The sequence below is a fragment of the Streptomyces sp. O3 genome, from assembly GCF_054788135.1.
In genome coordinates, this window is sequence record NZ_JBTVYK010000061.1 from 1 (window position 1) to 22,111 (window position 22,111).

Here is a 22,111-nt window from a genome sequence, read left to right on the forward strand (position 1 = left end):
CCGCCCGCGTCCGCCCCGGCGCGTCGGCCCGTCAGCGGGCGTACCGTGCTGCTGCGCAAGCTCGGCGCGCTGGCGGCGGTGGCCGCGCTGCTGGTCTGGGCCGTACGACGCGCCCTCCCCGCGGGCGGCGAGCTGGTCAACCGGGGCGGCCTGACCCTGCTCGACGACCTCGCGGCCACAGTGCTGCACCCGTCACTCGAACCCGCCTTCCTGCGGGTGGTGCTCGACGCGACGGTGACGACGCTCGCCCTCGCCCTCCTGGGCGCGGCCGGTGCGCTGGTCATCGGCCTGGTCGGCGGCCTGGTCCTCAGCGACGTGGCGTGGGGCCACGCGCCGCCCTGGCCGGTACGGGTGGGGCGGCTGGTGCTGCGGGGCGCGTTGGTGGCCGTCCGCTCGGTGCACGAACTGGTGTGGGCGCTGCTGTTCGTCAGCGTCCTCGGCCTCGATCCGCTCGTCGCGGTGCTGGCGCTCGCCCTGCCGTTCGGCGCGCAGACCGCCCAGGTCTTCGGCGAGACCTTCGACAGCGTGCCCGACGCGCCGCTGCGCGCGCTGCGCACCGCAGGGGCCAGGCCGCTGCCCGCCCTGGCCTACGCGCTGCTGCCCGCCACGGCCCCCCTCCTCCTCTCCTACTCCTTCTACCGCTTCGAGTGCGCCCTGCGGTCCACGGTCGTGCTCGGGGTCGCCGGGGTCGGCGGCCTGGGCTTCGAGCTGACGGTGAGTCTCCAGTCGCGCAACTGGGGCGAGGTCTGGACGCTGGTGGCGACCCTGCTGGCGCTGGCGGCGGTCGTGGAGCTGTGGAGCAACCGGGTCCGCTCCGACGTCGCCGTAGTGACCTGCGCCGACTGGTCAGTCGGCCACGAACGCCCACGCGAGCAGAGCGACTCACGCGCGGCCCGATCACCACAGGGCCCGTCACGAAAGCCCCGATCACCACAGAGCCTGCCGCGAAAAGCCCGGTCACCGCAGGGCCTACCGCAAAAAGCCCGATCACCGCAGGGCCTGTCCCGCGTGACCCGCTGGTCGCTGCTCCTGGTGCTGCCGACACTCGCGGCCGCCTGGTGGTGGGTCGGCCTCTCCCCGGCCGGGCTCGTCTCGCCCCGCACCCGCGAGCTCACCGGCCAGCTGCTGCGCGACCTGTGGCCGCCCGCACTCCCCGACGGCGGGCTGCGGGTACTGGCGGACGCCACTCTCGACACGCTGGCCATGGCCGTGCTCGCCATGGCCGTGGCGGTCGTGATCACCCTGCTGGCGGGCCCCTGGGCCAGCCGCCCGCGCGCCGACCGCCGAGGCCCGGCGGCCTGGGGCCGACGGGCGCTGTGCTGGCTGTCCCGGCTCCTGCTGCTGACCCTGCGCTCGGTTCCCCCGACCGTGTGGGCCGTCGTCGCGCTGCTCGCCCTCTTCCCCGGCGTCCTGCCCGGCGCCCTGGCCCTCGGCCTCTACACCGGCGGCATCCTCGGCCGCCTGGTCGCCGAGGCCTGGGAGACCATGGACCTGGCACCTCGGGACACCCTGCGGAACGCGGGCGTACCCCGCGCGGTCGCGGCCGTGGCGTCGCTGACACCCCCGTCCGCGAACCACCTGCTCACGTACACGCTCTACCGCTTCGAGATCTGCGTACGCGACACCGCCATCGTCGGCGTAGTAGGCGCGGCGGGCCTGGGCCGCCTGCTCAGCGAGCGCCTGAGCGCCTTCGACTTCCCCGTGGTCACCAGCGTCCTACTGGCCTCACTCCTGGTCAGCCTCACCGTCGAACTCACCGGCCGCCGCGTCCGCCGCGCCCTGCGGTCCTGAGCCCCGCCCCTCAGAGGCCCCCGCCAAGCGCAACGAGTCATTCCGGGGGCGCCGCCAGTTTCCTCCAATTCCCATCCCAGCTGGATTCTTCTTCGGGGTCGTCAGGGTCTTCCCATTCGAGACCTCCATCGACCACGATCGGCCGTTTCCCCGCGAGGACGCCCCCGGACTCCAACACATCTGCTAGACATTCCAGGAGGTCAGGAAGCGAGGACCACATCTGCTCTGGAGTGCAGAAATTTTCTCCGAATTCCTGCCTCTGTTTGCGGGTGACAGCGGCTTCCCCGAGTTCATCACGGTATCCCACCGGGCTCTGGTACGGTTCCGCTCGACTGTCGATGAACAGGAACCACCCGCCACTAGAGGCAAACGGCACCCACATCGGATGCCACACGGCATACTGCCCTTCGATCGGCTGCGAGTTGCCGTGAGCACGGTTATCTTCCTGGACCTCCTCAGCCAGTTCGAGTTGGTACAGTCGATCATCGGCGATGCTGGCTACACTCATCAGGCGGAACACACCGGCGAGGCAGAATGTTTCATCGCCGCCGTTGTGGCACATCAGGGATTCCACCAGCTCGGGCGGGAACCGCAGTCCAAGGCGTTCCTCTGTCGCAGCGATCTCTTCACACGTGGCAGGGGGAAGGAGATCTCCGTAGGCGTAAGGAGCGAACTGGCGTAGCCAGTTGTCGATACGCTCCCAGGAATGCGCGACAGGTACTGCCATGAAGATCCCTTTCCAGTGCGGTGATGCAGGCAAGCGGCATGGTGTCTTACCCCAGGACGAGGTGAGGCACCATCAGGATCTGTCCTTATTCAATCAGTTCTCCAACACTTCGGGAAAGCCCTTCGCCCTCGGCTGTCACGAGCCGGAACGAGACGAACCGCAGCTTGTAGATACTCGCATCACGGAAGAGATCCCCTTGAGCCGACCACCAGTTGTCGAAGCTGTTCACGTTGCACGAGAGGGTCCACCGGTCACCGCGAGGCCGGACAGGAACCGGCGGCCCCTGCACAGGGCGAGCACCACCGTGTGGTCAAGGGTGATCACCTGCGGTCCCCGACTCGACCGGCTGCGATGTCAGCCCGCCATTCCTGTGCGCGCCGCACATCGTCGTCGGTGAGGTCCGGGCAGAGATTCGTACGGACGTAGGTCAGCCCTCGGGCGGTGCGCTCCGCTCGCTCGGCGTCGGTCGGGAGTTCAGCCAGTACGCGCAGCCGGTCGCGGGCCTCTTCGGTGACCTTGATCGCGGCGTCAGCCATGCCGCGAGGTCTGCGCGGCGGAGGTCGTGACGAGGCACTCGGCCCAGACGGTCTTGCCGGGAGCCCCGACGCGGGGTTCGCAGTCCCAGCGGTCCGCGAGCGCCCCGACGAGGCGGAGACCGCGGCCGCCGGGCCGGGGCGGTCCGGTGAGGTCGACAGGGGCGAGTACGGGAAGGCGGTCGCCTCGGGTGTCCGTGACCGCAACGCGTACGACGACCCCGGCGGGTTCGCCCGCGCCGGGTACGGCGGTGAGCCGGAAGCCGAAGTCACGGCCGGGGACGCGGCCGTGCCGGACGGCGTTGGCGCACAGCTCGGCAGCGATCAGCGTCAGCGTGTCGTGCGCCTCGGTGCCGTACGGGATGCCCCAGGCGGCGAGCCGCTTCCCGCACAGGCGTCGGGCGAGGCGCGCGCCGCGCGGGGTAGAGGTGAAGCGCATGGCGAAGTGGTGGACGAGGGTGGAGGGTTGGGTGGTTTGCGTGTTGCGCACGGGGTTGCCGGTCATGCCTCCACGGTGAGGCGTGGTGGCGTAGCGTGACCAGCGGTGACGCGCGGTCGCGGGGACGTTGTACGCGACCGGTGCGCGGCTGTACGTGGCGCGGCGGGTGGTTGCGGGCGGGAGGCGTTGACGGTGACTCAGGATCAGGGCGACGAGCGCGCCGAGGTGGTGGGGCAGCGGCCGGAGGACGAGCCGGGCTCGGGCGTGGTGTGCGCGTTCGGACGGCAGTTGAAGCTCCTGCGCGAACGGGCGGGCCTGGACCGGGCGGAGTTCGGAAAGCGGATGGGGTACGCCGCACAGTCGATCGCGTCGATCGAGCAGGGGCGGAGGATTCCGCAACCACAGTTCATCGACCGGGCGGATGAGGTGTTGGACACAGGGGGCGTCCTGAAGGCGATGAAGGACGAGATCGCCAGGGCTCAGTATCCAGCGTTCTTTCGGGGTGTGGCGCGGCTGGAGGCGCAGGCGGTTGAGCTGTGCGCGTACGACTCTCACGTGGTCAACGGCCTGTTGCAGACCGAGGACTACATGCGGGCTGTGCTCACCATGCGGCGGCCGCTCCTCGACGCAGAGACCATCGAGTCACGCGTGACTGCCCGGCTGGCGCGTCAGGAGATCTTCAGCCGATGGCCTGCACCGCTACTCAGCTTCGTCATGGACGAGTCCGTTCTACGCAAGCCGTTTGGCGGCAGGACCGTCATGCGCGGACAGCTTGAGCAGATCCTACTCCTTGGGCAGAAGCGCAACGTGGAGATCCAGGCCATGCCTATGGACCGCGAGGACAACGCGGGTATTGACGGTCCGTTCAAGCTGATCACGCGCAAGGGCGGCGACCAGTTCGTATACGCGGAGGTCCAGGGCCGAAGTCACCTCCTCACAAACAGGGATGAGACGCACCTCGCAGCCGCGCGCTATGGGATCATCCGGAGCCAGGCTCTCACTCCACGAGAGTCCCTGGGATTCGTCGAGAAGTTGCTGGGAGAGCTATGAACACCGCAGAAGGCCTGCCCGTGGGCTCGGAACTCACCTGGTTCAAGAGCAGCTACAGCGGTGCCGAGGGGGGCGACTGTGTTGAGGTCGCCGTGCCCGAGCCAGCCTGGTTCAAGAGCAGCTACAGCAGCGGGGAAGGCGGCGAGTGCGTAGAGGTCGCCGCGATGCCCGCCGCTGTACTCGTGCGTGACTCCAAGCAGACCGACGGCCCCGTCCTGGGCGTTACCGCCGACGCCTGGGCCGGGTTCATGGCCTCGCTGTCCGTGCGCTGAGGCGCGAGCGACAGCAGCAGCAGCAGCAGTCGAGGGTCCGGCACGTGCGTGCCGGGCCCTCAGCCATGCTCGGGTCGCCCCCAAGCCACGCTGACTGAAAGTTACCTGTTGGTATGCCGGGACTTCTTAGCACGGCAGCAGTAATACGTGTTCTCATTCCGTCGAGAGTGAGGAACATCACATGTGTGCTGCTGTTGTGCAGGACAAGGGTCATCGGGGTGTGTCGCGCCGGGGGTTCATCGCTGGAACGGGTTCTATTCTGGGGGCCGGGGCCCTCGCGGGGCACGTCGGGGCCGCCGGCGCCGCGCACGCGAAGGCCGCGTACGCCGCCGCGTCGATCGAACCCGGCGCGCACGTCCAGGCCCTGGTCATCGGTACCGGGTACGGGGGGTCGGTCGCCGCGCTGCGGCTCGCTCAGGCCGGGGTCGAGGTGCACATGGCCGAGATGGGGATGGCCTGGGACACTCCGGGGCCGGACGGGAAGATCTTCGCCAACACCACCGCCCCGGACTACCGGTCGTTCTGGCTGCGGACCAGGACCCGGCAGCCGATCAGCCAGTTCCTGGGGTACCCGCTCGACAAGGACGTGCCCTGCTACACCGGGATCCTGGACGCCGAGGACTTCGGCGGGATCCTCGTCTACCAGGGGCGCGGCGTCGGCGGCGGGTCACTGGTCAACGGGGGGATGGCGGTCACGCCCCGGCGCGAGAACTTCGGGGCCGTACTGCCGTCGGTGGACGCGGACGAGATGTACGACGTCTACTATCCGCGCGCCAACGCCGGGCTCGGGGTCGGGCACGTCGACCCCGAGTGGTGGGAGACGGTCGACTGCTACCGGTACGCGCGGGTCGGGCGTAAGCACGCCGAGCGCTCCGGGTTCCCGTTCGTCTTCGTGCCGAACGTGTACGACTGGGCGTACATGGAGCGGGAGGCGGCCGGTCAGGCCCCGAAGTCCGCGCTGGCGGGCGAGGTGCTGTACGGCAACAACCACGGGAAGAAGTCGCTGCGGCAGACCTATCTCGCCGAGGCGCTGGCGACCGGCCGGGTGACCGTCTCGCCGCTGCACAAGGTCACGTCGGTCGCCCCGGCGGGCGGGGGCGGGAGCGGGAGCGGCGGCGGGAGCGGCGGGGCGGGGTACGCCGTCGTCGTGGACCAGATCGACACCGGCGGCCGGACCGTCGCCACCAAGTACGTCACCGCGGACCGGGTGTTCTTCGCCGCCGGAAGCGTCGGCACCAGCAAGCTGCTGACCAGACTCAAGGCCACCGGCGTACTGCCCGGTCTCAACGACGAGATCGGCAAGGGCTGGGGCGACAACGGGAACGTCATGTGCGGGCGCGCGAACCACATGTGGGACCCGACCGGCAGGCTCCAGTCCGCCATGCCCACCGCCGGGATCGACAACTGGGCCTCCGGTGGGGCGTTCGCGGAGGTCGCGCCGCTGCCGACCGGGATCGAGACCTACGCCTCGTTCTATCTGTCGATCACCGACACCCCGCACCGCGCGGAGTTCTCGTACAACGCCGCGACCGGCGCGGTGGAGTTGAACTGGCGGACCGCCTGGAAACAGGCGTCCATCGACGCCGCCAAGACGATCTTCGACCGGATCAACTCCAAGGAGGGGACGATCTATCGGACCGACCTCTTCGGCGCGTACAAGATCTGGGGGGATCACCTGACGTACCACCCGCTGGGGGGTGCCGTGCTGGACCGGGCCACCGACAACTACGGGCGGCTGCACGGCTATCCGGGGCTGTACGTCGTCGACGGGTCGCTGATTCCCGGCAATGTGAGCGTCAATCCGTTCGTCACCATCACCGCGCTCGCCGAGCGGAACGTCGAGGCGGTCATCGACGCTGACTTCTAACGGCCCTGCTAGCGGCCCTGCTGGCCTCTGTGTGAGGGCAGGACGCAGGCCGCGTCCAGGCCCAGTACGCGGTTGAGGCGGCCGAACGCCAGCCAGGATCCGATGCTCATGCTCAGTTCCACGATCTCGCGCTGGCTGTAGCAGGCCGTCATCCGGGACCAGAACCCGTCGTCGCCGACCAGGCCGTGGTGGTCCAGGGCGTACCGTTCGGCGTACTCGGCGGCCAGGCGCGTACGGTCGTCGAAGGCGTCGGTGGTACGCCACTGGGTCACCGCGTCGGCGAAACCCTCCTCGACCTTCTGGCCGTCGTCGCGTTCGGTGCGCCAGTCCAGGCAGAAGAGGCAGCCGTTGATCTGGGCGATGCGGAGCCTCGCCGCCTCGAACTCGCGCAGGCCGAGCGTGGTGTGCTCGTACACCGCGAGCGAGAAGCCGGACGCGGCCGGGCCGATGCCGGGGACCAACTCGCCCCAGGTGTAGCCGATCGGGTCCTTGCCTTCGGGGATGTCGATGATCATGGGGCTCCTCCTCGTACGGCGTACGGTTACGCGCGCGGGCTGGGCGAGCCGGGCAAGCCGCGCGGGCCGAGTCTGCCGGTCGCCGGGCGCAGGGGGACGTCGAGCGCGTCGTACAGGCCGGGTTCCGCCGCCGCGAGCCAGTCGATCGCGCCGACCAGGCGGCCGACCGCCGTGGCGTTGCCGCCCGCTGAGCGGTTCTCGCCCTCGTCGGCGGCCTCGACGGTGACCTCGATACGGGGGCGGCCCTCGACGATCACCCGGTGCGCTCCGGCCCCGCCGTCGGGCGGCGTCGGCCAGTGGGGCGCGCAGGACGCGTGGACGCGGGTGACGTGCTCGATCACGATGCGGGGTTCGCCCGCGACGAAGCCCTGCACCTCGAAGCGGACCGCGCCCTGCGTGGCGGCCGGGAACTCGCCCATCGTGCGGGTGCGCACGGTCGCGTCGAGGGGACAGCGGTCCAGCGTCTCGCGGATCTCGTCGAGTTCCACGCCGAGGGCTCGGGCCATCAGCCGTAGCTGGCCGCCCCAGACCAGGGTCGGGACGCCCGGTGCGAGCATCGGCGGCTCGTAGTCCATGGGCTGGCCCATGCCGACCAAGTACCGGACGGACTCTTCCTGGTCGTAGGTGGAGTAGTCGAAGATCTCCTGGCAGCGGATCGCGTCCACCGTGCTGCCGAGCCCGCTGACCAGCAGCGGCAGTACGTCGTTGGCCCAGCCGGGGTCGACGCCGGAGACGAACAGCGAGCCGCCGCCGTCCGCGATGGCGGCGAGCACGGGCTCGCGCAGGTCCGGCGGGGCGCCGCGCTGGTCGTAGAGCGCGTAGAGGGCGGGCGTGACGACGATGGCCCCGGCCCGGATCGCCCGGAGCACGTCGGCGAGCGCCTCGTCGGGGCGGAGGTCGCCGGAGGCCGCGTAGACGACGGCGCGCGGTGCGGCGGCCAATACCGCGTCGATGTCGTCGGTGGCGACGACGCCGGTCGGCTGATCGAGGCCGCCGAGTTCGGCGGCCTCGCGGCCGGCCTTGTCCGGGTCGTGGACGATGACGGATGCGAGTGCCAGCGCGGGGTGCGCCTGGACGGCGCGGATGGCCGCGCGGCCCACGTTTCCGGTGCCCCAGACGACCGTGGGAATCATGCGCGGAGGTTAGCGGCGGGGGCCTGCGATTCCTAGGGCCGTGCGGAACGGGGTTCGGGGTTCGGGCTTCGGGGTTCAGCTTCGGGCTCGGGCTCCCCTGTCGCGGGTCTTGGTCAGAGTTTGTCCATGGCCGTGTACGGGCTGGTGATCCGGGCCTGGCGGGAACCGAAGTCGACGAGGGCGGCGACGCCCTCCTCGACGCCGATGACCCTGCCGAGACCGTACTGGTCATGGGAGACGCGGTCTCCGGGGGCGAACTGCTTCACCGGCGCTGCGGCCGGGGCTTTGAAGGGGCTCGTGGGCAGGTGGCGTCGGGGCGCGGATGACTTCGTCATCTGTGTGAGTATGGGCCACCCGAGCGCTCTTCGGTCAGGGCCGGTCAGGCGACGATGCGGTGACGAAGCGGTCTCGATCTCCGAGACGGTGGTCGCCTTGCCCGTGTGTGCGGGGTTCTGTCGGGGTTGCGCGCAGCTCAGGCGGAGGCGCGCTTTCTGGGCGCGGGCTTCTTTGCCGTACTCTTCGCGGCCGCGTCCGACTTGGCTCCGGTGGTGGACTTCTTGGTCGCGCCCTTGACGGACGCGCGGGCGTCGGACGCGTTTGCGCCGGACGCGCCTCGGGCTGGCGTCGTGCGTTTGGCGGCTGTCGCGCTCTTCGCGGCGGTCTTCGCGGCGGTCTTCGCTGGCGTCGTCTTCGTCGCGGCCGTCTTCGTCGCGGCCGTCTTCCTCGTGGGCGTCGCCTTCTTCGCCGTACGCGCCGTGGACTTCTTCCCGCCCACCGCCTTCGGCTCCGCGCGGGCCGACCTACGCGTGGCGGCCGCCTCGCGGCGCGCGGGCAGCGAGGTCACCTCGGCGACGGCTGCGCCCCCGGTGCCCTCGCCCGATTCGCCGCGCGCCTCCTGTGCCGCGCGAACGCTGCTCTCCAGCGCGGCCATCAGGTCGATGACCTTGCCGCCGCCTTCCGCGGGCGCGGGCGCCGCGGTCGGGGCACCCGAGGTCTTGGCCGCGATCAGCTCCTCGACCGCCGCCTGGTAGTCGTCGTGCAGCGAGTCCAGCTCGACCTCGCCCAGCGTGTCCATCAGCGCGTCCGCGAGGTCCAGCTCGGCCTCCCGTACCGTCACATGGGTCTCGGGGGCCGCCCCCTCGGGCGAGCGGATCTCGTCCGGCCAGAGCAGCCCGTGCATGGCGATCACGTCATCGACGACCCGCAGCATGCCGAGCCGCTCCCGCCCGCGCAGCGCGAACTTCGCCAGCGCCACCTTCTGGCTGCGCTTGAGCGCCTCGCGCAGCAGGGTGTACGGCTTGGCGGCGGCCACGCCGTTCACCGCCAGGTAGTACGCCGCCCCCATCTGGAGCGGGTCGATGCGGTCCGCCGGGATGAAGGCGACGATCTCGATCGTCTTGGCCGTCGGGATCGGCAGCGCGGCCAGGTCCTCGTCGGTGATCGGCACGATCGAGCCGTCCGCCTCCTCGTACCCCTTGCCGATCTCGGCCGACGTGACCTCCTTCTCCTCCAGCTCGCACACTTTGCGGTAGCGGATGCGGCCGCCGTCGGCGGTGTGGATCTGCCGGAACGAGATCGCGTGGCTCTCGGTGGCGTTCACCAGCTTGATCGGGATGCTGACCAGGCCGAAGGAGATGGCACCGTTCCATATGGATCGCACGTCATACCCCTTTGGTAGGACTTCTTCGCAATTGTCGCGATTGCGTGGGATTCTCATCGTATGACGCCGATCACAGAGGTGGAGGGGCGGCGGCTGGCGCTCTCGAACCTGGACAAGGTGCTGTATCCGGCGACCGGCTTCACCAAGGGCGAGGCGCTGCACTACTACGCGACCACGGCCGGGCCGCTGCTGGCGCATCTGTACAACCGGCCGGTGTCGTTCCTGCGGTTCCCGGACGGTCCTGACGGGCAGCGGTTCTTCGCCAAGAACGTGCCGCCCGGTACACCCGCATGGGTGCGTACGGCCGAAGTGCCGCGGCGTTCGTCGGACGGCCGCTGGGGCGACCGTCCGGGCGGCCCGGACTCGGCCGCCCAGGTCCTGGTCCAGGATCTGGCCACGCTGATGTGGGCGGCGAACCTGGTCACCGAGTTCCACACCCCGCAGTGGCAGGCGGACGCGCCGGGGCGGGCCGACCGGATGGTCTTCGACCTGGACCCCGGCGCGCCCGCCACCGTCGTGGAGTGCTGCGAGGTCGCGTGCTGGCTGCGGGAGCGGCTGGCCGCGGACGGGCTCGCCGGGTACCCGAAGACCTCGGGCTCGAAGGGGCTGCATGTCCTGGTGCCGCTGGAGCCGACGCCGTCCGACGAGGTCATGGCGTACGCGAAGGAGCTCGCGGTGGAGGCGGAGAGCGCGCTGCCGGGCCTCGCGCTGCACCGGATGACGCGCAGCCTGCGCCCCGGCAAGGTCTTCGTGGACTACAGCCAGAACGCGGCCGCCAAGACCACGGCCGCGCCGTACACCCTGCGCGCCTGCCGGGAGCCGACCGTGTCGGCCCCCGTGAGCTGGGACGAGGTCGCCTCCTGCGCCGAGCCCGCGCAGCTGTCGTTCCTGGCCGCGGATATCGCGCCCCGGTTGGCGCGGGACGGCGACCTACTCGGCCCGCTGATCAACCTGAACCGGGCCAGACCGCTGCCGCGGGGGCGCCGGTGAGGCGCGGGCGCCTCCCCGCACCCCGCCTCCCCGCACCCCGCCTCCCGGCCGCGGCCACCCGACGCGCTGGCTGGCGACGCGGCCAGGGCGCGCGGCTGGGCAGCGCGGCCGAGCGGCAGTGCGCACCAGGGCCTGTCCGGCGGATCATGCCTGGGACGCGGCGGCCTGATCCGCCGGACAGAGCCCAGGCGGGGCGTGAGGCCCGCGCCCGTCTCGGGCTAGGGCCCGCCAAGGGCACAGCCGCCCGCCAAGGGCACAACCGCCCGCGGCGGTACCCCGCCTTGGGCTGCGTCCGCCCAGAGACGACGGCCTCTCCTCGGCAGTATCCCGTCTTCGGCGGCGGCCCGTCAGGGGCGTGGGCCGTCAAGGGCGTGGGCCGTCAAGGGCGTGGGCCGTCAAGGGGCGCGGCGGTGTTGAGTCTGGCGGCCTGGCGGGTCAGGTGGGCGCGTTCGGCGAGGTTGGGGGCCTTCCGGGCCGCCTCGGCGTACAGCCGTGCCGCCGTGGCCAGGTCGCCGTCGCGCTCGTGGAGGTACGCCGCCACCGCGGCGTGGCGGGGCAGCGCGGCGTCCAGCTCCGCGAGCGCCGCCAGGCCCGCGCGCGGGCCGTCGGCCTCGCCGACGGCCACCGCGCGGTTGAGCCGTACGACCGGGCTGTCGGTCAGGCGCGCGAGCTCGTCGTACCACTCGACGATCTGCACCCAGTCGGTCTCCTCCGCGGCGGGCGCGTCGGCGTGGAGTGCCGCGATGGCGGCCTGGGCCTGGAACTCGCCCAGCCGGTCGCGGGCGAGGGCCTTTTGCAGGATCTCGACGCCCTCGGCGATCAGGCGCGTGTCCCAGCGGCCGCGGTCCTGTTCGGCCAGCGGCACCAGCCCGCCGTCGGGCGTGGTCCGGGCGGCGCGCCGGGCGTGGTGGAGCAGCATGAGGGCGAGCAGCCCCGCCGCCTCAGGGTGGTCGATCGCGGCCGCGAGCTGCCGGGTGAGCCGGATGGCCTCGGCGGCGAGGTCGACGTCGCCGGAGTAGCCCTCGTTGAAGACCAGGTAGAGGACGCGCAGCACGGTGGCGACATCGCCGGGCTGGTCGAACCGTACGCCCGAGACGGTGCGCTTGGCCCGGCTGATGCGCTGCGCCATGGTCGCCTCGGGCACCAGATAGGCCTGGGCGATCTGGCGGGTGGTCAGCCCGCCGACGGCGCGCAGCGTGAGCGCGACCGCCGACGACGGCGTCAGCGACGGGTGGGCGCACAGGAAGTACAGCTGAAGCGTGTCGTCCACCTCGGACGCGGGTCCGGGCGCGGGCTCCTCGTCGACGAGGTCCTCACGCCGACGGCGGGCGGCGTCCGCCCGCGTCGCGTCCAGGAACCTGCGCCAGGCCACGGTGACCAGCCAGCCCTTGGGGTCACGGACCGGGCTGGTCGGCCAGACGCGGAGCGCCTCGACGAGCGCGTCCTGTACGGCGTCCTCGGCCGCCGCGAAGTCGGCTCCGCGGCGGACGAGGATCCCGAGCACGCTCGGCGTGAGGCTTCTCAGCAGTGCCTCGTTCACCTCGGAAGTCACTCCGTGATGGTGGGCGGCGCGGTCAGGAACGGGCGCAGCTCAAGCCACTCGTGGATCGGCTTCCCGCCCGCGCCGGGTGCGGCCGAGAGCTCCCCGGCCAGCTCGACGGCGCGCTCGTAGCTGTCGACGTCGATCACCATCCAGCCCGCGATGAGGTCCTTGGTCTCGGCGAACGGGCCGTCGGTGACCGGCGGGCGTCCCTCGCCGTCGTACCGGACGAACGTCCCCTCGGGGGCGAGCGCCTGACCGTCGACGAACTCGCCGGTCTTCTCGAGCCGGGCCGCGAAGTCGTTCATGTACCGCATGTGCGCCGAGACCTCGTCGGGCGTCCACTGGTCCATGGGCACGTCGTTGACCGAGGCCGGAGCGCCGCGGTAGTGCTTGAGCAGCAGGTACTTGGCCATCGTTCTCTCCTCAGGTGCGGGTGCGGCCCATTCTGGCCGCGTGCACTCCGGGGACGGAGCCAGCCACGGGTTCTCGACATCGGCGGCTGAGAATTTCGGGCGCCTAGATGTGATGTACGTCATACCCAGCTGGAGGTAATCAAGTTTGATTAGCTGGCGGGGCTGGTATACCTTCCTTACATAGACAAACTTGACTAGTAGTCGCCAGGAGCGCGTGTGACCTTTCTTCCTGAGACCGGATACACCCCGACCGCCGAGGACCGCGCCAGCCTGGAAGCCTGGTTCGCGGAGTACGACGCGCGGAGCGCCAAGCGCGAGGTCGAGCGGATGGCCGACATGGCGGTCTTCCCGCTCAACCTGGTGAGCGACGACTCCGCGGGCAACGCCGCGTCGGCACAGTGGGACCGCCAGCGGTTCGTGGAGACGATGACCCAGGTGATGGGCGAGGGCGATACGGACATCACCTTCGAGTCGACCCGCACCCCGGTCTTCCTCTCCGCCGCGATGGCCGTGGTCTTCACGGACTCGACCATGACCACGCCAGAGGGCAGCCACCAGCTGCGCTACGCCGACGTCCTGCTGAAGCGGGACGGCGTCTGGGCGTTCCAGACGATGATCCAGGGCGGCTGGGGTGACAACCTCCAGCACCTCTCGTAACGGTATCTCTCGGGCATCTACGGGCTGTCGTTACATAGCAGGTGAAAGGCCGTAATCACGGGTGCATACGGTCGTCGGTGCCGCAGGAAGCACGCTCCCCTCCGCACCCTCTGGAGCCCCCGTGAGCACGTACACCCCGTCCCTCACCACCCGTATCGCCACGGCGTCCGCGCTGGCCGTCGCGCTCGGCGGCGGGCTCATGGCCTGCGGCCAGGGCTCCGCGAGCCCTGGCCCCGACGTCACCGTCAGTTCCACGGCCAGGGCCGCCACCGCCCAGGGCAAGCAGGCGCCCGCCCGGCCGCTGAAGCCCTCGAAGCCGACCGGGCTGCGCATCCCGTCGGCCGGGGTCGACGCGAAGACGATGCTCGACCTGACCACGGACGGCTCGGGCGCGCTCGGGGTGCCGCCGGTGGACAAGGCCGGTGAACCCGGCTGGTGGAAGGACGGCCCCACGCCGGGCGAGAAGGGCGCGTCCGTACTGGTCGCGCACTACGACACGGCGAACGGCCCGGCGCTGATGAGAAACGTCAAGGACATCAGGGTCGGCGACGCCGTCGAGGTCGACCGCGCGGACGGCAGCACGGCACGGTTCGCGGTCCGCGAGATCGAGCAGGTGGCGAAAAAGGACTTCCCCACGAATAAGGTGTACGGGGAGACGAACGGCCCCGAGCTGCGCCTCCTCACCTGCGGCGGCGGCCTCGCGGGAGGCCACCGCACCGACAACATCATCCTCTACGCCGACCTCGTGAACTGAGCGGGCGCGGCAGGCGGGAGTGCCGTGACCCGACGCCGTGTGGCCCGACGCCGTGTGGCCCTGGCCGTACTCGCGCTGCCCGCCGCGGCCCTGCTCGCCGTGGGCTGCGGCAGTCCGGGCGGGGCCGAGAGCGCGGGACCGACCCGGAGCGCGGTCGGCCCGGCCCGGCTCTGGCCCGACCTGCCGCCACCGCCGACCGAGAGCCAGGACGACGTCGCCGACGACATGACCGAGGCGGTGCCCGGCATCAGCGTGCCGCGGGGGGAGCTGCGCTCCGTCGACCCGGTCCGGATCGTCCAGGCGGAGGCCGCGGCCCACCCCGACACGTACACCGGGGCGGACGCGCTCCCCGATGACACGGCGCGCGCGGTCGCGCGGTGCGGCGAGGAGGATGAGGGGGATGGGGATGGGGATGGGGATGGGGATGAGGGGGACGGGGATGAGGGCCGAGGTGGGGATACGGCTGACTGTCCCGTTCTGAAGGCGTACTACCGCGACATGACCGGCGACGGCCGGGACGAGCTGATCGTCGGCATCACGTTCTCGGACGGCAGCCTGGGCATCCGCTGCTACCGCGTCGACGACCAGGGGCGGCTGATGCGGATCATGTCCACCGCGCAGCCCGTGATCAGCGTGGAGGTGGCGGGGCGGGATCTGGTCGTGCACTCCCCAGCGCATATCGCCGACTACGAGTACCGGGATGTGTGGTCCTGGGACGCGCAGCAGAAGGCGATGCTCCCCAAGCGCCTGGAGATCATCTCCGCGCGCGCCGACGGCGGAGTCGGTACGTCTCCCGCTCCTTCGGCGGCGCGCTCGTGAAGCCCCGGATGCCCGCCTGGACCGCGACCCTCACCTGGAAGGCCGCGCTGTTCATCACGATCATGTGCTGCGTACTCGCGGCGCTGCTCGGCTCCCTCGTCCATGTCGCGGTGACCAGCCAGACCGTGGGCAACGCCCGCGAGAAAGCCCTCACCAAACTCCAGGACGTCAGTCGCCTGTACGAAGCCGGGGACCAGCTCCCGCCGGGCTCCGGCATCGACCCGCCGGGCCTCCCGGACGCCCTGCGCGACCTGGCGGCGTCCGGGGAGCGCGGCACCATGGTCGCCGACCACGACGGCCGCCCCACCATGTGGGCGGCGGGCCCCGCCGACGGCGGGCGGGCGGTCGCCGCCGAGATCGACTACACGCAGAGCGCCAGGACCATCGAGGGCCTGGACCGCGCCATCATCGGCTCGTCCGTCCTCTCCATCGGGGCCACGCTCCTGATCGGCGCCTTCGCCGTCACCCGCGTGACCCGCAGACTGCACCAGACCGCGGCCGTGGCCCGCAGGATCAGCGCGGGCGACCTCGACGCACGGGTCCACGACCCGCGTACGGACGACCCCACGCGGCACCCCGACGAGGTGTCCGCGGTGGCCGGGGCCCTGGACACGATGGCCGCGACGCTCCAGGGCAAGCTGGAGAGCGAGCAGCGCTTCACGGCGGATGTCGCGCACGAGTTGCGCACCCCGCTGACCGGGCTGCACGCGGCGGCCGAGCTGCTGCCGCCGGGGCGGCCCGCCGAGCTGGTCAGGGACCGCGTACAGACCATGCGCTCGCTGACCGAGGACCTGCTGGAGATCTCCCGGCTCGACTCCAGGTCCGAGCGGCTGGAGCTGGACGCGCAGCTGTTGGGGCCGCTCGCCGAACGCGTGGTCCGGTCGTCGGGCACCGACACCGAGGTGGTGATCGCCCGTGATCTGTGCGTCGAGACGGACCGGCGGCGGCTCGAACGCGTCCTGGGCAACCTCGTCGGCAACGCGCACCGCCACGGCCGCGCACCCGTCACCCTGACCGTCGACGGGCCCGTCATCACCGTGCGCGATCACGGCGACGGCTACCCGGACTACCTGGTCACGCACGGCCCGCAGCGCTTCCGCACCGAGAGCGGGGCGCGCGGCGGGCACGGCCTCGGGCTCACCATCGCGGTGGGCCAGGCCGCCGTCCTGGGCGCCCGGCTGACCTTCGCCAACGCCCCGGACGGCGGTGCCGTCGCCCGCCTCGCGCTCCCGGACTCGGCGGAGTGCGCCTGCGCTCCGCCGAGTGCGGATGCCCCGTCAGGGGCGTCGGGAGCGTCGGGAGCGCCGGGAGCGTCGGGGCCGGTGACTCCGGCGCCCCCGGAAATCCGGGGAGGCCCGGAGCCGCGCTGACCCGCCGTCATCTCGCCGGGCGGTGCGGGCGCGCCCTCGCGCGTGCGCGCTGGTGTGCCGTTCACTTGTTAAATTGCCCGGTATGTCCGGAACGCGGGTTATGGTCACGGAGCGGGTTGAGGTGCTGCTCCCGGCCGCGCGGGTGCCCCGGCGGCGCGGCACCGAACTCGGGCTGCTCGCACTCGCCGTCGGGCTGTCCGTACTCGGGTACGCGGTCGTCGGCCTGGGCCGGAACCACGCCGTACCCCCGGACGCCGCCGCGTACGGCACCGGGCTCGCCACCCTCGCCCTGCTGGCGCACCTCGCCGTACGCGCCAGCGCCCCCTGCGCCGACCCCCTGCTGCTGCCGATCGCCGTCCTGCTCAACGGCCTCGGTCTGGTGCTGATCTACCGCCTGGACCTGGAGACCCCCGGCGACACCGCCGCACCCGCCCAGCTCGTCTGGTCCGCCGCCGGGGTCACGCTGTTCATCGCCGTGGTCGTGGTGCTGCGCGACCACCGCGTGCTCCAGCGCTACGCCTACCGGGCCGCGGCCGCCGCCCTGGCGCTGCTCGCCCTGCCGATCCTCTTCCCCGCCGTGAACGGCGCCCGCATCTGGATCAGGGTCGCCGGACTGTCCCTCCAGCCCGCCGAGTTCGCCAAGATCCTCCTCGCCGTGTTCTTCGCCGCCTACCTCGCGGCCAACCGCACCGCCCTCGCCCACACCGGCCGCCGCCTGTGGCGTCTCCAGCTCCCCACCGGACGGGTGCTCGGCCCGATCGTCGCGATCTGGCTGCTCAGCGTCGGCGTGCTGGTGCTCGAACGCGACCTGGGGACCTCGCTTCTCTTCTTCGGGCTGTTCGTCGTCCTGCTGTACGTGGCCACCGGGCGCACCGGCTGGATCGCCGTCGGCCTGCTCCTCGCCGCGGTCGGCGCGTTCGCCGTGGGCTCGCTCGAACCGCACGTACACAGCCGCGTCGAGGACTGGCTGCACCCCTTCGCCTCCATCGACGCGGGCGAAGGACCCACCCAACTCGCGCAGTCCCTCTTCGCGTTCGCGGCGGGCGGGCTGCTCGGCACCGGGCTCGGCCTCGGCGAGTCCCACCTGATCGGCTTCGCCGCGAAGTCCGACTTCATCCTGGCGACGGCGGGCGAGGAACTCGGCCTGAGCGGCCTGTCCGCGCTCTTCCTGCTGTACGCCCTGCTGGTGAGCCGCGGCTTCCGGGCCGGGCTCGCCCTGCGCGACCCGTTCGGGCGGCTGCTGGCCACGGGGCTTGCCTCGATCCTCGCGCTCCAGGTGTTCGTGATCGCGGGCGGGGTCACCGGGCTGATCCCGCTCACGGGCATGGCCATGCCGTTCCTCGCGCAGGGCGGCTCGTCCGTCGTCACCAACTGGATCATCGTCGCCCTGCTGATCAGGGTCAGTGACTCGGCGCGTCGGGAGCGGGTTGCGGAACGGGGTTCGGAACGGGGTTCAGAACGGGGTTCGGAACGGGGTTCGGAACGGGAGAGCGTCGTTTGATTCGGCATATCCGGCTGGCCGCCGTCTTCAGCCTGCTGCTCATCCTCGCGCTGCTGGTGAACGCCACCCGCGTCCAGGTCTTCCAGGCCGCGGAGTACGACGACAACCCCGCCAACCAGCGCGCGGCCATCGCCCGCTACGCGCAGCCCCGCGGGGACATCCTCGTCGGCGGCAAGCCCGTCACCGGCTCGCTGGACACCGGTGAGCGGTTCCGTTTCGCGCGTACGTACAAGAACGGACCGCTGTACGCGCCTGTCACGGGGTACGCCTCACAGACGTACGGCACGACCTTCCTGGAGGACGCCGAGGACGCGGCGCTCTCCGGCGCCGACCCGCTGCTCGCGCCGATCCCGCTGTGGCACGACCTCACCCGCTCGCGCCCGGACGGCGGCCGGGTGCACGCCACCATCGAGCCGTCCGTGCAGCGGGCCGCGTACGCCGCGCTCGGCGGCAAGCCGGGCGCGGTGGCGGCGCTCGACCCCACCACGGGGCGGGTGCTGGCGCTGGTCTCCACGCCGTCATACGACCCCACGGTGCTCTCCGGGACCGGCGGCGCGGTGGCCAGGAGCTGGCGGCGGCTGAACGCGGACGCCACCAAGCCGATGCTGAACCGGGCGATCCGGCAGACCTACCCGCCCGGCTCCGCGTTCAAGATCGTGACGGCCGCGGCCGCGTTGGAGTCGGGCGTGGTGGAGGACATCGACGCGCCCACCGGCGCGCCCGATCCGTACACCCTGCCGGGTACGTCGACCGAGCTCACCAACGCGGTGGACGGCTGCGCCGACGCGTCGCTGCGGTACGCCGTGATGTGGTCCTGCAACACCGTGCTGGCGCGGGTCGGGGACCGGGTGGGACTGCGCGAGATGGTGCGCGTGGCGGAGGGGTTCGGGTTCAACGACCGCGGGCTGCGGATTCCTTCGCCCGTCGCCCCCAGCAACTTCGACACCTCGATGGATCGCGCGCAGTTGGCGCTCTCCGCGATCGGGCAGTACGACACGACGGCGACGCCGTTGCAGATGGCGATGGTGGCGGCGGCGGTGGCCAACGGGGGTGAGCTGAAGGCGCCGCGGCTGGTGGACCGGGTGACGAGTCGGCGCGGTGTCGTGGTGTCGACCACGCACACGCGGTCCCTGGGGCGGCCGTTCGGGCAGCGGGCGGCGGTGTTGCTGCGGGAGATGATGGTGGACGCGGTGGAGGAGGGTACGGGGCGGAACGCGGCGATCCCTGGCGCGGTCGTCGGGGGCAAGACGGGCACGGCGCAGCACGGCATCGGCAACTCTGGGTTGCCGTACGCGTGGTTCGTGTCGTGGGCGCGGGCGCGGGACGCGGGGCGGCCCGCGGTGGCGGTGGCGGTGGTGGTCGAGGAGGCGGCGGCGAACCGCTCCGACATCAGCGGCGGCGGCAGCGCGGCGCCGGTCGCTCACGCGGTGATGAAGGCGGCGCTGGCCGCGGCGGGGTGAGCCGCGGTGCGCTGTTGTTTCGCTGTGGGGCCCCGGCCCCCGCGTGCGGGGTGCGTGCGTTCTGTTTCGTTGTGGGGCGGGGGTGGGGTGGGGGGTACGTGCTCACGGCGACTGGTTGCCCGGAAGCTGCGAACCGCGTGCTGCCCAGGTCACAGTCCCCGCTCCGCTCGCACCCCCCACCCCACCCCCTCACGTGCGTACGCGCCTGCGGGCGGGTGGGATCCCTCGTGCGCCTGCGGGCGGGTGGGGGTGCGCACTCCGGCTCGGGTGGGGGACGTCGGCTCCGCGGCCGCGGGCCGGTGGGGGTGCGCGGTCCAGTGCGCCTAGTTCGCGCGGCCCGCGTCGATCGTGGTCGCGACCTCCGCGACCCGCTCCGCCTCCTCCACCGCGAACCTCTCCGCGTCCAGCTTCTCCGCGATCTCCTCGTCCTCCGTCATCAGCTGGTCCAGATTGGCATTGCCCAACTCGAAGACGCCCATGTCGACATACGCCTGCTGAAGCCGCTTGCCCCACAGCCCGATGTCCTTCACACACGGCACGATCCGGCTGAACAGGAGTTTCCGGAACAGCGCCACATACTCCGAGCGCTCGCTGTACTCCTGCGCCTCCGCCTTGCCGATGCCGAAGTTCTCCAGGACCTCGACGCCGCGCAGCCGGTCCCGCATCAGATAGCAGCCCTCGATGACGAACTCCTCGCGCTCGCGCAGCTCCGCCTCGCTGAGCTGCGCGTAGTAGTCGCGCAGCGCCATCCGGCCGAAGGCGACATGGCGCGCCTCGTCCTGCATGACGTACGCCAGGATCTGGCGCGGCAGCGGCTTGTCGGTGGTGTCCCGGATCATGCCGAACGCGGCCAGCGCGAGGCCCTCGATCAGGACCTGCATGCCGAGGTAGGGCATGTCCCAGCGGGAGTCGCGCAGGGTGTCGCCGAGCAGCGACTGGAGGTTGTCGTTGATCGGGTAGGCCATGCCGACCTTGTCGTGCAGGAAGCGGCCGAATATCTCGGCGTGCCGGGCCTCGTCCATGGTCTGGGTCGCGGAGTAGAACTTCGCGTCCAGGTCGGGTACGGACTCGACGATGCGCGCCGCGCACACCATCGCGCCCTGCTCACCGTGCAGGAACTGGCTGAACTGCCAGGCGGCGTAGTGCTGGCGCAGGTCGCCCTTGTCGCGTTCGCTCATCTTCGCCCAGTGGCGGGTGTCGTAGAGCGTGAGCGCCTCGTCGGGGGTGCCGAGCGGGTCGCGCGGGTCGACCTCCAGGTCCCAGTCGATGCGCTTGGCGCCGTCCCACTGCTTGTCCTTGCCCTTCTGGTAGAGGGCGAGGAGACGGTCCCGGCCGTCGTCGTACTCCCAGCTGAAACGGGCCGAGCCGGTGGCGGGGATCTGCCAGGTCGGTTCTGCGGGGGCTCGGGTGTAGCGATCGTACGTCGACACTGACGGCTCCTTCGCTCGGATGCTGCCGCTACGTCCTTATGAGATTGGGTAGTTGGCAGATTCACACGTCGGCGGACGCGTGGTCAACAACTCACGCGCAGGGGATTGACGCCCTTGCTGACATAGAGTCTCATAAGGTGTGACCGCTGGTAACAGGGATGCGGGCCGGGGATCAGCACTTCTACGACTGGGTGAGAATCCATGACGATCACTACGGAAACCGCCGCGTTCGAGGGACTCAGAGATGCGCTCGGGCCGCTCAAGGACCGCGAGAAAGTGGCCGAACGGCTGTTGGAGTCCTCCGCCAAGCACTCCTTCGACCCCGACCGGGAACTCGACTGGGACGCCCCCGCCGAAGAGGGCAAGTGGTTCTGGCCGCCGGAGCTCGTGTCCCTGTACGACACTCCGCTGTGGCGCCGGATGCCCGAGGAACAGCGGATGGAGCTGGCCCGGCACGAGGCCGCCGCGCTCGCCTCGCTCGGCATCTGGTTCGAGGTCATCCTGATGCAGCTGCTGGTCCGGCACATCTACGACAAGTCCCCGACCAGCTCCCATGTGCGGTACGCGCTGACGGAGATCGCCGACGAGTGCCGCCACTCGATGATGTTCGCCCGCATGGTCAAGAAGACCGGGGGGCCTGCCTATCCCGTCTCCACGCTCCACCACAATCTCGCCCGCGTCCTGAAGACCGCCTCCACCACCCCCGGCTCCTTCGCCTGCACGCTGCTCGGGGAGGAGATCCTCGACTGGATGCAGCGGCTCACCTTTCCCGACGAGCGGATCCAGCCGCTGGTACGCGGGGTGACGCGGATCCATGTCATCGAGGAAGCCCGCCATGTGCGGTACGCGCGTGAGGAGCTGCGCCGCCAGATGGTCACCGCGCCGCGCTGGCAGCGCGAGCTCACCCGGCTCAGCTCCGGCGAGGCGGCTCGGGTCTTCTCCGTCGCCTTCGTCAACCCCAAGGTGTACGAGAACGTGGGGCTCGACCGGCGCGAGGCCCTCGCCCAGGTGAAGGCGAGCGCGCACCGGAGGGACGTCATGCGGACCGGCGCGAAGCGCCTGACGGACTTCCTGGACGACATCGGGGTTCTGCGGGGGCCGGGGCGGCGGCTGTGGCGCAGTTCCGGGTTGCTGGGGTGAAGCGCCCCCCTCCCCCGAGCTGACATGACGCGCGGGTCACACCCACT

The 22,111-nt window shown here is 71.2% G+C and carries 22 protein-coding genes; 12 read left to right on the forward strand and 10 right to left on the reverse strand.

From position 1 onward, the window contains the following. On the forward strand, positions 1-1,791 hold a 1,791-nt coding region (locus ACX6XY_RS25315; protein ID WP_460335191.1), incomplete at its 5' end, for a PhnE/PtxC family ABC transporter permease. Positions 1,792-1,828: 37 nt separating this feature from the next. Here ACX6XY_RS25315 and ACX6XY_RS25320 read toward each other — a convergent pair. The 3 genes from ACX6XY_RS25320 to ACX6XY_RS25330 form a co-directional block, all read right to left on the reverse strand. Beyond that, complete coding sequence (locus tag ACX6XY_RS25320) at positions 1,829-2,518, reverse strand: SMI1/KNR4 family protein (protein ID WP_460335194.1); 690 nt, start codon at positions 2,516-2,518, stop codon at positions 1,829-1,831. 320 nt (positions 2,519-2,838) lie between these two features. Next, entirely contained in the window at positions 2,839-3,054 is a 216-nt protein-coding gene (locus ACX6XY_RS25325; RefSeq protein WP_460335197.1) for a hypothetical protein, read from the reverse strand. Next, positions 3,047-3,556, reverse strand: coding sequence for an ATP-binding protein (locus ACX6XY_RS25330; protein ID WP_460335200.1), 510 nt, complete (start codon positions 3,554-3,556; stop codon positions 3,047-3,049). The genes ACX6XY_RS25325 and ACX6XY_RS25330 overlap by 8 nt, the downstream gene beginning before the upstream one ends. Positions 3,557-3,682: 126 nt before the next feature. Between ACX6XY_RS25330 and ACX6XY_RS25335 the strand changes: the two genes are divergently transcribed. The 3 genes from ACX6XY_RS25335 (at position 3,683) to ACX6XY_RS25345 (ending at position 6,679) form a co-directional block, all read left to right on the forward strand. Next, entirely contained in the window at positions 3,683-4,540 is an 858-nt protein-coding gene (locus ACX6XY_RS25335; RefSeq protein WP_460335203.1) for a helix-turn-helix domain-containing protein, read from the forward strand. Further along, positions 4,537-4,812 (forward strand): DUF397 domain-containing protein, encoded by a 276-nt coding sequence (locus tag ACX6XY_RS25340; RefSeq protein ID WP_460335205.1) that lies wholly within the window; start codon positions 4,537-4,539, stop codon positions 4,810-4,812. The genes ACX6XY_RS25335 and ACX6XY_RS25340 overlap by 4 nt, the downstream gene beginning before the upstream one ends. A 181-nt stretch (positions 4,813-4,993) precedes the next feature. Then, entirely contained in the window at positions 4,994-6,679 is a 1,686-nt protein-coding gene (locus ACX6XY_RS25345; RefSeq protein WP_460335208.1) for a GMC oxidoreductase, read from the forward strand. 8 nt (positions 6,680-6,687) lie between these two features. Here the strand turns inward: ACX6XY_RS25345 and ACX6XY_RS25350 are convergent, their stop codons facing one another. The 4 genes from ACX6XY_RS25350 to ku all read right to left on the reverse strand — a co-directional run bounded on the left by ACX6XY_RS25350 (position 6,688) and on the right by ku (position 9,987). Then, positions 6,688-7,194: a carboxymuconolactone decarboxylase family protein gene (locus tag ACX6XY_RS25350; RefSeq protein ID WP_460335210.1), complete on the reverse strand. Its 507-nt coding sequence runs from the start codon at positions 7,192-7,194 to the stop codon at positions 6,688-6,690. Between the two features lie 26 nt (positions 7,195-7,220). Continuing rightward, positions 7,221-8,327 (reverse strand): NAD(P)H-dependent amine dehydrogenase family protein, encoded by a 1,107-nt coding sequence (locus ACX6XY_RS25355; RefSeq protein WP_460335212.1) that lies wholly within the window; start codon positions 8,325-8,327, stop codon positions 7,221-7,223. A 113-nt stretch (positions 8,328-8,440) separates the two neighbouring features. Continuing rightward, positions 8,441-8,662 (reverse strand): hypothetical protein, encoded by a 222-nt coding sequence (locus ACX6XY_RS25360; RefSeq protein WP_460335215.1) that lies wholly within the window; start codon positions 8,660-8,662, stop codon positions 8,441-8,443. Positions 8,663-8,799: 137 nt separating this feature from the next. After that, positions 8,800-9,987 carry a non-homologous end joining protein Ku gene (ku, locus tag ACX6XY_RS25365; RefSeq protein ID WP_460335218.1) on the reverse strand — a complete coding sequence of 396 codons (1,188 nt, stop codon included), beginning with the start codon at positions 9,985-9,987 and terminating at the stop codon, positions 8,800-8,802. Positions 9,988-10,047: 60 nt separating this feature from the next. Between ku and ligD the strand changes: the two genes are divergently transcribed. Beyond that, the gene (ligD, locus tag ACX6XY_RS25370) at positions 10,048-10,977 is read left to right on the forward strand and encodes a non-homologous end-joining DNA ligase (RefSeq protein ID WP_460335221.1); all 930 of its coding nucleotides are present in this window, start codon (positions 10,048-10,050) and stop codon (positions 10,975-10,977) included. A 379-nt stretch (positions 10,978-11,356) separates the two neighbouring features. Here ligD and ACX6XY_RS25375 read toward each other — a convergent pair whose 3' ends face one another. Together ACX6XY_RS25375 and ACX6XY_RS25380 are read right to left on the reverse strand one after the other, a co-directional pair. Continuing rightward, positions 11,357-12,517 (reverse strand): RNA polymerase sigma factor, encoded by a 1,161-nt coding sequence (locus ACX6XY_RS25375; protein WP_460335300.1) that lies wholly within the window; start codon positions 12,515-12,517, stop codon positions 11,357-11,359. A gap of 8 nt (positions 12,518-12,525) precedes the next feature. Beyond that, positions 12,526-12,933: a YciI family protein gene (locus ACX6XY_RS25380; RefSeq protein ID WP_460335223.1), complete on the reverse strand. Its 408-nt coding sequence runs from the start codon at positions 12,931-12,933 to the stop codon at positions 12,526-12,528. Between the two features lie 216 nt (positions 12,934-13,149). On the opposite strand from ACX6XY_RS25380, the gene ACX6XY_RS25385 reads away from it, so the two are divergent. The 6 genes from ACX6XY_RS25385 (at position 13,150) to ACX6XY_RS25410 (ending at position 19,494) form a co-directional block, all read left to right on the forward strand. Then, positions 13,150-13,590 carry a nuclear transport factor 2 family protein gene (locus tag ACX6XY_RS25385; protein ID WP_460335226.1) on the forward strand — a complete coding sequence of 147 codons (441 nt, stop codon included), beginning with the start codon at positions 13,150-13,152 and terminating at the stop codon, positions 13,588-13,590. Between the two features lie 121 nt (positions 13,591-13,711). Then, the gene (locus ACX6XY_RS25390) at positions 13,712-14,344 is read left to right on the forward strand and encodes a class F sortase (RefSeq protein ID WP_460335229.1); all 633 of its coding nucleotides are present in this window, start codon (positions 13,712-13,714) and stop codon (positions 14,342-14,344) included. Between the two features lie 24 nt (positions 14,345-14,368). Beyond that, a complete protein-coding gene (locus tag ACX6XY_RS25395) occupies positions 14,369-15,163 on the forward strand; it encodes a hypothetical protein (RefSeq protein ID WP_460335232.1) in 795 nt (264 codons plus the stop codon). Positions 15,164-15,171: 8 nt separating this feature from the next. After that, positions 15,172-16,533 carry an ATP-binding protein gene (locus ACX6XY_RS25400; RefSeq protein ID WP_460335235.1) on the forward strand — a complete coding sequence of 454 codons (1,362 nt, stop codon included), beginning with the start codon at positions 15,172-15,174 and terminating at the stop codon, positions 16,531-16,533. An 82-nt stretch (positions 16,534-16,615) separates the two neighbouring features. Beyond that, positions 16,616-18,034 (forward strand): FtsW/RodA/SpoVE family cell cycle protein, encoded by a 1,419-nt coding sequence (locus tag ACX6XY_RS25405; RefSeq protein WP_460335238.1) that lies wholly within the window; start codon positions 16,616-16,618, stop codon positions 18,032-18,034. Beyond that, a complete protein-coding gene (locus ACX6XY_RS25410; protein ID WP_460335241.1) occupies positions 18,031-19,494 on the forward strand; it encodes a penicillin-binding transpeptidase domain-containing protein in 1,464 nt (487 codons plus the stop codon). The genes ACX6XY_RS25405 and ACX6XY_RS25410 overlap by 4 nt, the downstream gene beginning before the upstream one ends. A 323-nt stretch (positions 19,495-19,817) precedes the next feature. Here the strand turns inward: ACX6XY_RS25410 and ACX6XY_RS25415 are convergent, their stop codons facing one another. Beyond that, complete coding sequence (locus tag ACX6XY_RS25415) at positions 19,818-20,924, reverse strand: ferritin-like domain-containing protein (RefSeq protein ID WP_460335244.1); 1,107 nt, start codon at positions 20,922-20,924, stop codon at positions 19,818-19,820. Between the two features lie 201 nt (positions 20,925-21,125). Here ACX6XY_RS25415 and ACX6XY_RS25420 point away from each other — a divergent pair, with 201 nt between their 5' ends. Then, entirely contained in the window at positions 21,126-22,064 is a 939-nt protein-coding gene (locus tag ACX6XY_RS25420; RefSeq protein ID WP_460335247.1) for an AurF N-oxygenase family protein, read from the forward strand. Positions 22,065-22,111 lie beyond the last annotated feature (47 nt).